Here is a 14,177-nt window from a genome sequence, read left to right as displayed (position 1 = left end):
TAAACAAGGGAGAGGATAAGGATGGAAAAAGAACAGGTGTTACGACAGTTGTTGGACAGTGGTCTTGTGGTTGTTGTTCGTCGGCCGCCCTCTGCTGAAGTGGAGGCCATTGCCCAAGCCCTGGTAGACGGCGGAGTCAAAGCCCTTGAAATTACTTTTGATTCTGAAGATGCTCCACAGATGATTGAAAGCTTGAAAGGCAGATTTGGAGATAAAGTTCTCGTTGGAGCGGGCACAGTGCTGACAGTAGAACAGACCAAACAGGCGGTTGATTGCGGCGTTGACTTTGTATTCTCTCCCCATTATGACCACGATGTTGTAGCAGAAACTGTTAAGCACAACAGAATTTCTATTCCGGGAGCCATGACGCCCACTGAAATTGTTCAGGCCCATCGCAGTGGGGCGGATTTGATCAAAGTGTTCCCAGCCTCTGTGTTGGGGCCTGGTTATTTTAAAGAACTGCGGGGGCCGCTACCCCATATCCGGCTCATGCCCACAGGCGGTGTGAACCTGGACAACATCCCCGCATTTATTGAAAACGGGGCTGTGGCTGTAGGTGTAGGGGGCGCCCTGTTAAAACCTGATCTCATCAATCAAAAAGCGTACGATCAGCTGACTGATCTAGCCAGCCAGTTTGTGAACACAATCAAAAAGGTTAAAAATAACAAGCAAAAGGGAAGGTGATGATAGTGATGAGTAAAAAGGTTCTCATCTTAACGGGAGACGCTGCAGAGACACTGGAAGTGATTTATCCGTTATATCGTTTTAGAGAAGAAGGTTTTGAGGTAACAGTCGCAGTACCAAACAAAGATGAGGTACAAACTGTTGTACATGACAGACAGCCTGGCATTATGGAGATTTCAACCGAAAGGTTAGCCTATCGAGTTCCTGCGCAGAAAAAATTTAGCGACGTGAATCCTGAAGATTATGATGCACTCATGATCCCTGGCGGAAGAGCTCCTGAACATATTCGTACAAAACCGGAGACTCCACATATTGTCGGACATTTTTTAAGGGAAAATAAACCTATAGGCGTTATTTGTCACGGAGCCATCGTTTTCCTGGTTCCAGAATTAAAGGAACTTTTGACACAGAGAAAGATGACTGCTGTTCCAACATGCCGTTATGAAGTAGAGCAAGCAGGGGCAGAATTTATCAATGAGCTGGTTTATAGAGATGGAAATCTGGTATCTGGCCAAACGTGGAGAGACTTGCCTGAGTTTATGAAACAATTTTTAGCAGTTATAAAAGATAGACATTGAGATGTAAATCAAAACATAAGGAGTCATCCCCCAATCTCTAGAGTTTTATTGCTCAATTACTTTATTCGAGATTTGGGGAGGTACTCCTTTTTTCATTCCTAAAATTCTTTGAGACTGTTGGGGTCAACGGATGAAATGGATTCAGTTAAATAATTGATCAATGTTATTTTTTATGATGTAGCCATTTATGATCGGCATCTTCATAGGGATTTAATGTTCGTCCGGTATTACCCGCCATAAACCACAGATAATACACCTGATAACCACCTGCTGCTGCCACAGGGTGGTAGCCTTTATCAATGGCAAAGGTATCTCCTTGGCGTACAATATAAGCATTATCTATACTTCCATCTTTGGTATAGTGTAATTGTACACCGAATCCTTGCTCAGGATTTACTTGAAAATGATATACTTCTTCTAAATTAGGTTCCTCGGGAAAAAACTCACCGTCATGTTTATGGGGGGGGTATCCAGACCAGTGTCCTGGATGATTAAAGGTTTCCCCCAAGACAATTCGCTGTACACGACCGTCAGCGTTATCGGCGATAATATCATGAACTTCCCGTTGCCAAGTCTCCTTCCCACGGTGATGGATCACTATCTCGTCAGGTGTAACGACAAAAGGTTCGAACTTTTCTTCCGCTTTGGCTTTGCAAACTGCGATGTGTACATCGGATTCCGCATACACTTTATATTCGGATTGACATGGCACATAGACTGCTGTTCCTTTCCCATCAAAAACAGTATTTCTGCCGCCTAAATGCTCCCATTTCTTATTTTCAGAAACAATAGTTGCCGTCCCGGTCATTATTACAAGGACTGTTTCATAATTGCCAGTTTGACTCGAATAATTCTGCCCTTGTTTAAGTGAGATTTTTCCAAAGGCTAAATATTTCAATAGGATGCCTTCTTCAGGAATAATGTCTTGGTAGCCTTCAACATAACGAGCTCTGTGGAAGCGACTCAAAATCATCATCTCCTTATTAAGTTAAAATTATCACAAATAACAACGTTGTTATAGTTGAATATAACTTATTTTTATTTTTTTTTCAACATTGCAACTCCAATTAAACTTTTTTAAAAGGAAATGCAGCATGAATCATATAACTCATGCTGCTAATTACAAGACGTCTTTAGGAGGGGCACTTGATTTCCTTACCACGAGCTCCGGTTCTAAATAAATGGCGCTTGGAACTTCCTTAGATTCAATCATTTGCAGCAAAATTTCTGTCACTTTCTTTGTTATATCAGTTAATTCCACTCCGACAATGGTAACAGGAACAACGAGGTTTTGCATCTGGGGGATATTGTCGTAGGAAACGATAGAGATATCTTTTGGAATATTAAGCCCTGCTTCATTGACAGCACGTAAAATTCCCCTTGTTAAATCATAACTGGCACTAATGAGGGCGGTTGGCCTTTGTTTTTTTTGCAGCATGCTTCTGGCTGCCAGATAACCATCATGAGACTCCAAACCATTAATTTGGGCAATCATATCCTGCCTTAACTCGATTCCCCGCTGCTGGATGGACTCTTTAAAACTCTTAACTTTTTCGATTTGAAAAAGATCCCGCTCTGCCAGATCACCTATATAGGCGATATCTTTATGACCTAATTCGGAAAGATGATTAACAGCTAGCTGGATGGCTTTTTTTCGGTTAACGTCTATAGTTGGAAAAGGTGAACTTCCAGCGATTCCATAGTACAAAATAGGGATGTTGGAGTGCTGAGGCAGAGATTCAATATCAATGTCATCTCGATCATAAAAGACAAGGATTGCATCAACCTGAAACCGATGGAACGTTTCGATAGCCGTATCAATTTTGTTAATGGAAACAAGAGTAGTATATGCATGCTTCTCCAATTCTTCATTGATTTTCGTGATTAACGTTGATGGCGCAACACGTTCAACCGTAGGCCACACTACCCCGACGGTCCATGATTTCTTTGAAACGAGGCTTCGTGCAGCAACATTGGGTTGATAGCCCAGTTCATTGGCTATACTGATGATTTTCTTTTTCGTATCTTCCTTGACCAACGGGCTGTTTCTTAAAGCTTTTGATACGGTTGAATAGCTGACACCTGCTCTTTTGGCTATATCCTTGATTGTTACACCCATAGTAAACCCCCATGTAAGGTCTTATTTCATTTAAACTATAGTACTCTATTATTTGTCAAGTTTTTATTTTTTTCTATCAAATGTTTTTTAAAGAATATTGACAAAATGTAGAGTTTATCATTATCATTAAAAATAACAACGTTGTTATTTCAGAAAACATATACTTTTTGGTATTCCGTTGAGAGGAGGATGAGAGTTAAGCTACCTTTAAAGGATTGCACTTAATTTGTTCGTTCAAAATTAAACTTAATAGTCTGCTTTATTAAAAGAGCAATTATTCGTGGTGCATTGTAAGCGTTAACCTTTTAAAAAAATATCTCAAAATTCATGTGGTAGTTTATTACTTTCTAAAAATTAAGTCATGAGAAAGGGGTTTTATAATGAAACGGTTTCTAGTCTTAACTAGTATGATCGTTCTAATGCTAATGTTAGTAGCATGTAGCCAGGAAGGTGGCAATGAAACAGCACCAATGAATGAAGGGAATAATGAGAATGATGCTGGTAATGGCGAATCTGGTGCTCAATCTTTTAAGCTTACCCTCGCGCATAACTTAAGTGAAGAACATCCTGTTCACTTAGGATTGGTAAAGTTTACGGAACTTGTAGAAGAGCGTACAAACGGAGAAATTAAGTTTGATATTTTTGCCAATGGTGTACTTGGTGATGAGAGAGAGGTATTAGAGCAGGTACAAGCAGGAGGTGTTGCGATAACGAAGGTAAGTGCTGCGTCCCTCGAAAATTTTGCTTCACAATATGCGGTGTTCAGTTTGCCTTATGTTTTTATGGATCGGGATCATTTCTATAGATCGATGGAATCAGAGGCTGTTCGGGAATTGTATCAAGCAACAAAGGAACAGGGATTTATTGGTTTGACCTACTACGATTCAGGTGCGAGAAGTTTTTACACTGTAGATACACCAATTATGCATCCAGACGATTTAAAAGGACTAAAAATTCGTGTGATGGATAGTCCAACGCAGATTGAGTTAGTGGAGATTTTGGGCGGCGCACCCACCCCTATGCCGTACGGTGAAATATACACAGATCTTCAACAAGGTGTTGTGGATGGTGCTGAAAGTAATGTCACAGTATTAACGACTGGTGGCCATGGCGAAGTAGCCAAAGCGTTCTCGTTTAATGAACATACGAGAATTCCTGATATTGTCGTCATCAGTTCAGATGTCTGGGATGAACTATCTACAGAACAACAGGAAATCCTGCTTCAAGCAGCAGCGGAGTCGACTGAATATCACAAAGAAATATGGAATGAGGCCCTAGAGGTGGCCCAAAAAGAAGCTGAAGAGATGGGGGTTGAATTTTATTATCCTGATCCGAAACCTTTCCGTGAAGCCGTTCAGCCAATGTTGGAAAAGTATAGACAAGATCCGCAAATCAATACTTTGATGGAAGCCATTGAGGCATTGCAATAGATATTTATTTGCCCTAGTAAGAATTGTTCTCTAACACGATATGCTCTGTTTTTGTACAGAGCATATCGATTTTGTATATCAAACAGATAGGAGATATGTCAGTGTTATATCCGAGAGAAACGCGCACTAGAGAGTGTAAGGATTTGTCAGGTATTTGGCACTTTCAGGCGGATCCTGATGGACACGGGCGATCATTTAAGTGGTTTTCCAAAGGACTACCTTGTCCAATTTTGATGCCTGTCCCATCCAGTTACAATGAGATCACTACCGACCCCCAGTTAAGAGATTATATTGGTGATGTTTGGTATGAAAGGTATTTCTATGTACCAAAGGACTGGTCTGATCGTCGTGTTATGTTACGTTTTGGGAGCGTGACACACAGTGGTACCGTATGGGTTAATGGGGAAGAGATTGTCAGGAATAAGGGCGGATTTTTACCATTTGAAGCCGATATAACTAATGTTGTCTATTACGGGCAATTAAATCATTTGGTTGTATGTGTCAACAATGAATTGTCTTGGGAAATGCTTCCTCCTGGAGAGGTCTCCTTTCATCAAGACGCAGACGGCGTTTCACGTAAGGATTTGCATCAGCAACATGATTTTTTCAATTACAGTGGAATTCATCGCCCGGTTTATCTGTATACCACACCAATGACCTATATTGAAGATGTGACGATAAAGACTTCTTTTGAAGGGCATACCGGTTTTGTAGATTATCAAGTTTGTATCTCTCAGCAGAACCCTTCTTTTTTGTCTGATTCGATAGTTAAGGTGTTTCTTTATGATGCATCCGGAAACAAAGTCGCTGAAGGTAAAGGAGAAATCGGGAAAATAAAGGTACAGGATGTACAACTGTGGAATCCGGGGGATGCTTATCTTTATCGGATGAGTGTTTGTTTATACGATGAACAACATGTAGAAGTTGACCATTATGAGTTAAATATTGGTATCAGGACGGTGAAGGTCGAAGGAAATTCGTTCTTAATCAATGGTCGTCCATTTTATTTTCGAGGTTTTGGCAAGCATGAAGATATGGACATTAAGGGGAAAGGGTTTGATCATGCATTAATCCTGAGGGATTTTTATCTCATGGAATGGATTGGAGCTAACTCATTCCGGACCTCTCATTATCCATATGCAGAAGAAGTGTTAGATATAGCCGATCGTCAAGGTATTGTAGTCATTAGTGAAGTGCCCGCGGTAGGTATGTTAAGCAAGGCAGTCCCTGCCATGGGTGAACTTGAAGATGTTTTCCACCAGGAGAAAATCAATGACAAAACGCTTGAGCATCATATACGTGTGACACGTGACATGATTCGGCGTGACAAGAATCATCCCTGTGTGGTAATGTGGTCGTTAGCGAATGAAGCATCCACAATGGAAGAAAATGCAGAACCTTATTTTCGAAAACTTGTGGATGAAACACGTAAGCTTGATGACCGCCCTCTGATGATCGTCAACCTGATGTTGATAGAACCTAAAAAGTGCCGTGTATCAAAGCTATTCGATGTCATTGGGTTAAATACGTATTTTGGTTGGTATTCAGAAATGGCCAATTTAAAAGCAGCTTCTGCCCGTTTGGAACAATTTCTAGAAGATTGGCACCGGACGTTGGGAAAACCATTGATGATTACGGAATATGGTGTTGATACTATACAAGGGCTTCACAGGCAGCCTCCTGTCATGTATTCTGAGGAATATCAAGTGTCTTTTTTTCAGGCGTATCATCAGGTGTTTGACCGTCTTGGATATCTTAAAGGAGAGCATGTCTGGAATTTTGCAGATTTCATGACAAAAGAAGATCTCGTGCGTATTGACGGGAATAGGAAAGGTGTTTTTACTCGCCAGCGCCAACCAAAAATGAGTGCCTATACGCTAAAGGAGCGCTGGACAGCACCTGCTGAAATCTCACAGGAGTCAGATGGCCATGGGGGTAGGAGATGATGGATAAACTCAGGGTTGCCATGAACAAAATGCTGATGATAACAACGTCTGTATTGACGGTTGTTCTTGTATTGGGAGCACTGTGGCAGGTTTTTAGTCGATATGTACTCAATGCCCCGAGTACGTTTACGGAAGAATTACTCCGCTTTGTATTGATATGGGTGGCAATGCTCGGTGCTAGCTATGCGTTTGGTACCAATCAGCATCTGGCCATTGTTTTTTTGAGAAATAAGCTAAAGGGAAGAAGGCAGCAGGTTGTTCGCATGATCAATGATTTGCTCGTCATATGTTTTGCCGCTGTAATCTTGGTCAAAGGAGGCTATGACATTTCCATTTCTACAATGACACAGGTTTCACCAATCTTAAAAATTCCAATGGGGTATGTTTACACAATATTGCCTATTTCTGGCGTGATTATTATCATATATCAGATTTTGAACATTAAGGACTGGATCGGCAATATCAAGAAAACTTAGAAAATCATACAGAAAGGATGTGCCTGGATGGAGGCAGCGCTTCAAGTAGGTTTGCTGCTATTTGTCAGTTTTTTTATCCTTCTATTCATCGGTGTCCCCATACCTGTTAGCATTGGCATTGCTTCGTTGTTGGCGGCATTGCTTGTGCTTCCCATAGATATCGTTTTGTTTACCGCTGCTCAAAAAATGGTGGGTGGGATAAACAGTTTTGCCCTTTTAGCCGTTATTTTCTTTATTTTATCAGGAAGCATTATGAATAATGGTGGCATTGCTTTACGACTGGTGAACTTGGCTAAGCTGATCAGTGGCAGATTGCCAGGTTCCCTGGCGCACACCAACGTGGTAGGGAATATGCTTTTCGGTTCCATATCCGGCTCAGCCGTTGCTTCAGCAGCGGCTATTGGCAGCATCATGGCCCCATTGCAAGCGAAAGAAGGTTATAACAAGGCGTATTCTGCAGCGGTCAACATTGCTTCAGCTCCAGTTGGATTACTGATACCTCCAAGCGGTGTTTTTATTCTTTACTCCCTTGTGAGTGGAGGAACATCCATATCTGCGCTATTTATGGCGGGATATATACCTGGTTTCCTGATGGGAATTGCTGTTATGATTGTTGCTTATTATATCGCAAAAAAGGAGAATTATCCCGTCTCTCCACGGGTCAGCTTCAAAGAAGCGATGAAAATCATTTTGGATGCCATACCCAGCTTATTGCTGATCGTGATTGTCATCGGGGGGATTGTAGCAGGTATTTTCACGGCCACTGAAGGTGCAGCGGTTGCTGTATTGTATTCCTTCATTTTGTCGCTGATCTATCGCTCTCTTAGGTTGAGAGATATACCCAAAATATTGCGGGAAACTATTGTAATGACAGGTATTGTGCTGTTTCTTGTAGGTGCTTCATCCATCATGTCTTGGGTGATGACGATTGCAGGAATACCGGCTGCGCTCAGTAATGCGATTCTTGCTATTTCCGATAATTACTTTGTAGTCATGTTTATTATGACTGTGGTTTTATTGATCATTGGGACCTTTATGGATTTAACACCGGCTGTCTTGATTTTCACACCTATCTTCCTGCCTATTGCAGTTCAATTAGGTATAGATCCAGTGCATTTTGGTGTCTTGATGGTGTTTAATTTAGGCATTGGTATCATGACCCCTCCTGTCGGTAGTTGTTTATTTATTGGTTGCAGTGTGGGGAGAGTGTCGATTGAGGAGGTAATTAAGCCGTTACTGCTTTTCTTTATAACACTTATTATTACATTATTTCTCGTAACTTACATTCCTCAAATTAGCTTGTTTATTCCGAGATTATTGGGGCTCATCTAGAAAACGTTGTCTTCAGTTATACAAAGAGTCATATGTTTCAGTTTGTGAAACAGCTTGGTTGTGTTTACCACGGAAGAACAGATAAGGAATTCCTCTTCTTGGTATGTATAAGAGTGTCTTTTAAAACGATGTCAAAAACAGAATCACACAGTAATCAATCATATCTTATGGAGGAGTACTATGATTAGAGAACACTATCCCTTTCAATTCGTAAAAGAGCAAAACAACTGCTTTATGTTTAAATTGAGAGATGAACCTGTTGAAATTCGTTTTTTTGTTCTTGAGGAGGATATATTTCGTGTATTGATTTATCAAGATGATTTGAAACTGGACAGAACATGGTGTGTTGCACCTGGGTTTGATGACATTCCTTTCGAAGGAAGGGACAGACTGGACATATCTCCATTTACTCTTCCACCAGCCCACTCTGAACAGGATGGAAATTACTTTTATGTAATGACGAAAAAAATGAAAGCAGAGATCAATCTTGATGGATTTAAAATCAGTTGGTATTTCAAAAAGGAAAATGATTGGATCCCCATTGCAAGGGACAGACAGACACAGGCTTACAATTTATTGGACAGCCTTGGTGAAGGAATATTCCATTATATGGAACGTACGGCGGATGAACAGTATTATGGATTAGGAGAAAAAACCGGAAATGTGAATCGGTATGGCCGTCGATTTAGAATGTTAAATATGGATCCTATGGGGTATGATGCGGAAACCACAGATCCTCTTTATAAACATATTCCCTTTTATATCACTAGAAATATGGAAAAAAAGTATGCTTATGGATTATTTTATGATAATTTGGCTACGTCGGTCATAGATTTTGGCAAAGAGAAGGACAATTACCATGGTCCATTCCGCTACTACCATGCAGAAGGCGGAGATTTGGACTACTACTTTATTTTGGGACCGAGCGTTGCTGAAGTGGTGGAAAAATTCTCATGGCTTACAGGAAGAACAGCGTTTCCACCGAAATGGAGCCTCGGATATTCTGGATCTACCATGACTTACACTGAATCCCCTAATTCCCAAACAGCACTGCAGGAATTTGTGGATTCTTGTGAGCAACATGATATTCTGTGTTATTCGTTCCAACTGTCTTCCGGATATACCACTTTAGGAAACAAACGTTGTGTATTTCATTGGGACCGTTCAAAATTTCCAGATCCAAAGGCGCTTACTCGTTCGTTTCATAACAAAGGTTTGAAGTTGTGCGCTAATATTAAGCCTTGCTTGCTCACTGTTCATCCTGATTATGACCTACTGAAATATGAGAGAATGTTTGTTGAGTCAAGAGATGGAAAAGAACCGGAAATAAGTCAGTTTTGGGATGGACTCGGCTCATATCTAGACTTTACTAATCCTAAAACCATAAATTGGTGGAAAAGCAGTATTAAGAAAAATTTGCTCGCTTACGGTATTGACTCTACTTGGAATGATAACAACGAATACGAAATTTGGGATAGCAAAGCTAAGGCAAATGGGTTTGGAAAAACAATTGAGATAGGCTTGATAAGGCCTCTGCAGACATTGTTAATGATTAAAAGCTCTTATGAAGCGCAGTTAGAGTATTCTCCTAATGAGCGCCCGTATTTGATCTCACGTTCAGGATGTCCGGGCATGCAACGATATGCCCAGACTTGGTCGGGAGATAACTATACAGAATGGAAAACGCTAAGATACAACATTCGTATGGGTATTGGTTTGAGTTTGTCAGGAATATATAATTTCGGGCACGATGTAGGGGGGTTTGCCGGTCCAGCTCCTGAGCCCGAGCTGTTTGTACGATGGGTTCAGAATGGCATTTTTCACCCGAGGTTTACCATTCATTCCTGGAATGATGATGGAACCGTGAATGAGCCATGGATGTACCCGGAGGTTATACCTTTTATCCGAAAACTAATTAAGTTCCGTAATATGATTACACCCTACTTGTATCAATGTCTTTATGAGGCTCACCAGCATTGTAAACCAATTGTTCGCCCAACTTTTTACAATTTTGAACATGACCCGAACACATTTAAAGAAAATGATGATTTTATGCTAGGAGACAGTCTTTTAGTGGCATCGGTGGTGGACAAAAACAGTTATGAGCGGGAAATTTATTTACCCGAACATGAAGGAGGTTGGTATAACTTTCATACGGGAGAATGGTACCCGAGTGGAACAACCGTTATAATTCCGGCTCCGTTGGATTATACGCCTTTAATGGTCATGGAAGGAGCCATCGTTCCGGTAAATGATGCAGAGGTATCATTTTCGGACAAATTTGCTGATGAAAGAGGTTTTTATCTATTTCCTTATCAGGAGAAAGGGGAGAGTGTTTTTCATCTTTTTGAGGATGATGGTGTTTCATACGGTTACAGGGATGGCTATTTTACTTTTCTACATGTACGTATGATATGTGCAGAGGATCAAATCAAGATAGAAGTTGAAAAGGAAGGTAATTATTCCCTTCCTTATAAAGACGTTCGATTTTATTTGCCTGATGGAGAAAAAAGACCGTTGTTAATCAATGGGAAGATGGTACCTCAAAAAAGGAGACAGGTATACGAAGTGGCAATTCCTTAAGATTCTATTTGCTGAGAGATTAAAGGGGTGAGATATAATGAAGATGACTTTCAGATGGTTTGGTGATGATGATAATGTCACTTTAGACCAAATCCGTCAAATTCCAGGTGTCTCAGGCATTGTTTCTGCCATCTATGACGTTCCTGTTGGCGAGACTTGGCCCTTGGAAAAAATTTTTGAACTGAAAAGCAAGATTGAAGCCAAAGGGTTAACCTTAGAAGTGATAGAGAGCGTCCCGGTTCATGAAGATATCAAACTCGGGTTACCCACCAGAGATAAGTATATTGCCAACTACCAGGCAACATTGCGGAATCTGGCCAAAGCGGGAATTAAGGTTGTTTGTTACAACTTTATGCCTGTCTTTGACTGGACACGCTCACATTTAGAGTACCAATTTGCTGATGGTTCAACCACCCTTATATATCAGGATGAAACCATACAAAGGATGAACCCGCTGGTTGGGGATTTAGAACTTCCGGGATGGGATACGAGTTACAAAAAAAGCGAGTTAAAAGTATTAATTGATCAATATCAAGGCGTGTCAGAAGAAGACTTATGGAATAACCTGCAATATTTCTTAAAACATATTATAGCCACGGCTGATGAAGTAGGTGTTAAAATGGCTATTCACCCTGATGACCCGCCATGGTCCATTTTCGGTTTGCCCCGCATTATCACCAACCAAACAAATTTAGAACGTTTACTCAGCCTGGTCGATAGTCCGAACCACGGGTTAACGTTCTGTACGGGTTCTCTTGGAGCGGATCCTAGCAATCATCTACCGGAAATGATTAGATACTTTGGGCAAATGGGTCGTATCCACTTTGCTCACTGCCGTAACGTTCGGATTACAGGAGAAAAATCATTTGTAGAAACATCTCATCGTTCGGCAGACGGATCCATCGATATGGTCGAAGTGTTAAAAGCATTTCATGACATAGGCTATAAGGGGCCAATGCGTCCTGATCACGGAAGAATGATTTGGGGTGAAAGAGGAAGACCAGGCTACGGATTGTATGACAGGGCGTTGGGAGCCACTTACCTCAATGGCATTTGGGAAGCTCTCCAAAAAGCAACTGTATAATAGTAAAGTAATCCTTATCATCATTCATTTTGGAGGTAAATGATGAAAGTCCCTTTTAAAATTGATTTAAACGACAAAGTGGCTGTTGTGACAGGTGGAAGCGGTGTATTAGGAAGCACATTTTGTGAGGCATTGTCTATCTGTGGAGCTAAGGTGGCCGTTTTGGGGCGGACCAAGGCCAAGCTGGATCAGGTTGTTGATAAGATTCAGGCACGCGGCGGCCGAGCGATTGGTGTAAATGCCGATGTATTGGATAAACGAGCTTTAAAGAAGGCAAAAGAAGAAATTATTGCGCGTCTCGGACCATGCGATATTCTGATCAACGCAGCTGGAGGTAACCATCCTAAAGGAACGACCACGAAGGACTATTTTTGGCCTGAAGAACTTGATCAATTAGGAAAAGAAGTGACCACTTTCTTTGACTTGAACCAAGAAGGAATTGAATATGTATTTAATCTTAATTATCTTGGCACCTTGTTGCCCACTCAAGTTTTTGCTCAAGATATGATTGGGAAACAGGGGGCCACGATTATCAATATATCTTCTATGAGTGCCTTTACACCCTTGACCAGAGTTGCAGCCTATAGCGCGGCAAAAGCGGCCATTTCCAATTTTACTCAATGGCTGGCCGTACATTTTTCAAAAGTAGGGATACGAGTGAATGCAATAGCGCCTGGTTTTTTTCTGACAGAGCAAAACAGAAATTTGTTACTTAATGAAGATGGTTCTTATACTGATCGAGCGAAAAAAATCATCAACCAGACACCCATGGGACGGTTTGGAAAAAGTGAAGAGTTGATTGGAACGCTCCTCTGGTTGGTGGATGATCATGCATCGGGCTTTGTCAATGGTATTGTTGTGCCTGTAGATGGTGGTTTTTCTGCTTATTCAGGGGTTTAACACAACAATGATGACTTGTTATTTCCTGCAATCTTTTTGGAATGACGATGACAAATATTGCTAGGAAATAGCAAGTTTTTTATGTCCATTTCATTATTACTATGCTAGAGGTGAGATTTTAGGAATACTCAAAAGGTTCGAAGGGGCAGACTCAGCAGAAACAACCCGGCCCCTTCTTTTTGAAAACCATGCCGAGATTGTTTATACTATATTTATTGGAATGTGAGCATCAAGTTATCGTAAAAAGGGATGAAGAAATGAGTACACGTAAAGATATAGTCCAATCTGTGGATCGTGCCCTCACCCTTCTTGAATGTTTGGCTGAGGAAACGGACGGATTAGGTGTGACTGAACTGAGTAACCGTTTGGATCTGCCCAAAAGCACGATTTCCCGCTTTCTGAAAACATTATTGGAACGCCAATACATCCGCCAAAATCCTAAAACCGGCCGCTATCAGCTGGGCCTGAGAATACTGTATTTGTATGGTTCACTCATGGACCATCTGGATGTACGCAAGGTGGCTTTGCCCTATTTGGAAGCTTTGTGCAGGGAAACGAATGAAGTGATCCATCTCTGTGTCCGTGATGGAGCTGAAGTGGTTTATGTGGAAAAAGTTGAGAGTGAAACTACAATTCGTATGCATTCCAAAGTGGGTAACCGGGTACTGATGCATTGTACGGCCGTTGGCAAGGTACTGCTGTCTGAACTGGAAGAGGATGAAGTGGCAGGCATTATCTCCCGCAAAGGGATGCCCCGCAAAACAGAGAATACCATTACAGATTTAAACAAGTTATTGACAGAACTGTCCGCAGTTCGCAGCCAAGGATATGCCATCGACGATATTGAGCATGAAGAGGGCATCCGCTGCATCGGGGCCCCTATCCGCAATCATGCAGGTCAGATTGTGGCCGCTATTAGTATATCCGGTCCTACGTTCCGCATGACCAAAGAGCGTGTTGAACAGGAATTGAGCCTAACAATCAAGTACTATGCTCAGCTTATTTCTAGCCAGTTGGGATACACCTGTCAAAGGAGATGATACAC

General features: G+C 41.3%; 12 protein-coding genes. 10 read left to right on the top strand and 2 right to left on the bottom strand.

Annotated features, from left to right (window positions below):
- Positions 1 to 21: 21 nt before the first annotated feature.
- Both J2S00_RS05150 and J2S00_RS05145 read left to right on the top strand, forming a co-directional pair.
- Positions 22 to 684 carry a bifunctional 4-hydroxy-2-oxoglutarate aldolase/2-dehydro-3-deoxy-phosphogluconate aldolase gene (locus J2S00_RS05150; protein ID WP_307336336.1) on the top strand — a complete coding sequence of 221 codons (663 nt, stop codon included), beginning with the start codon at positions 22 to 24 and terminating at the stop codon, positions 682 to 684.
- Between the two features lie 8 nt (positions 685 to 692).
- On the top strand, positions 693 to 1,262 hold the full coding sequence (locus tag J2S00_RS05145; RefSeq protein WP_307336333.1) for a DJ-1/PfpI family protein: 570 nt from the start codon (positions 693 to 695) through the stop codon (positions 1,260 to 1,262).
- A 163-nt stretch (positions 1,263 to 1,425) separates the two neighbouring features.
- Here J2S00_RS05145 and iolB read toward each other — a convergent pair whose 3' ends face one another.
- Positions 1,426 to 2,229 (bottom strand): 5-deoxy-glucuronate isomerase, encoded by an 804-nt coding sequence (gene iolB / locus J2S00_RS05140; protein WP_307336331.1) that lies wholly within the window; start codon positions 2,227 to 2,229, stop codon positions 1,426 to 1,428.
- Positions 2,230 to 2,382: 153 nt separating this feature from the next.
- Complete coding sequence (locus J2S00_RS05135; RefSeq protein WP_307336327.1) at positions 2,383 to 3,381, bottom strand: LacI family DNA-binding transcriptional regulator; 999 nt, start codon at positions 3,379 to 3,381, stop codon at positions 2,383 to 2,385.
- A gap of 380 nt (positions 3,382 to 3,761) precedes the next feature.
- On the opposite strand from J2S00_RS05135, the gene J2S00_RS05130 reads away from it, so the two are divergent.
- The 8 genes from J2S00_RS05130 (at position 3,762) to J2S00_RS05095 (ending at position 14,172) form a co-directional block, all read left to right on the top strand.
- Complete coding sequence (locus J2S00_RS05130) at positions 3,762 to 4,811, top strand: TRAP transporter substrate-binding protein (protein WP_307336324.1); 1,050 nt, start codon at positions 3,762 to 3,764, stop codon at positions 4,809 to 4,811.
- A gap of 101 nt (positions 4,812 to 4,912) precedes the next feature.
- A complete protein-coding gene (gene uidA / locus J2S00_RS05125; RefSeq protein ID WP_307336321.1) occupies positions 4,913 to 6,757 on the top strand; it encodes a beta-glucuronidase in 1,845 nt (614 codons plus the stop codon).
- On the top strand, positions 6,757 to 7,233 hold the full coding sequence (locus J2S00_RS05120; protein ID WP_307336319.1) for a TRAP transporter small permease: 477 nt from the start codon (positions 6,757 to 6,759) through the stop codon (positions 7,231 to 7,233). Before uidA ends, J2S00_RS05120 begins: the two co-directional genes overlap by 1 nt.
- A 27-nt stretch (positions 7,234 to 7,260) precedes the next feature.
- The gene (locus J2S00_RS05115) at positions 7,261 to 8,565 is read left to right on the top strand and encodes a TRAP transporter large permease (protein WP_307336316.1); all 1,305 of its coding nucleotides are present in this window, start codon (positions 7,261 to 7,263) and stop codon (positions 8,563 to 8,565) included.
- 180 nt (positions 8,566 to 8,745) lie between these two features.
- On the top strand, positions 8,746 to 11,148 hold the full coding sequence (locus J2S00_RS05110; RefSeq protein WP_307336313.1) for a glycoside hydrolase family 31 protein: 2,403 nt from the start codon (positions 8,746 to 8,748) through the stop codon (positions 11,146 to 11,148).
- 37 nt (positions 11,149 to 11,185) lie between these two features.
- The gene (uxuA, locus tag J2S00_RS05105) at positions 11,186 to 12,232 is read left to right on the top strand and encodes a mannonate dehydratase (RefSeq protein WP_307336309.1); all 1,047 of its coding nucleotides are present in this window, start codon (positions 11,186 to 11,188) and stop codon (positions 12,230 to 12,232) included.
- A gap of 42 nt (positions 12,233 to 12,274) precedes the next feature.
- The gene (locus tag J2S00_RS05100) at positions 12,275 to 13,132 is read left to right on the top strand and encodes an SDR family oxidoreductase (RefSeq protein ID WP_307336307.1); all 858 of its coding nucleotides are present in this window, start codon (positions 12,275 to 12,277) and stop codon (positions 13,130 to 13,132) included.
- A gap of 257 nt (positions 13,133 to 13,389) precedes the next feature.
- Positions 13,390 to 14,172, top strand: coding sequence for an IclR family transcriptional regulator (locus tag J2S00_RS05095; protein WP_307336306.1), 783 nt, complete (start codon positions 13,390 to 13,392; stop codon positions 14,170 to 14,172).
- Positions 14,173 to 14,177: the final 5 nt, after the last annotated feature.

Origin of the sequence: Caldalkalibacillus uzonensis, from assembly GCF_030814135.1 — a bacterium.
GTDB lineage: Bacteria > Bacillota > Bacilli > Caldalkalibacillales > Caldalkalibacillaceae > Caldalkalibacillus > Caldalkalibacillus uzonensis.
This window is presented reverse-complemented; position numbering and strand designations above follow the sequence as displayed.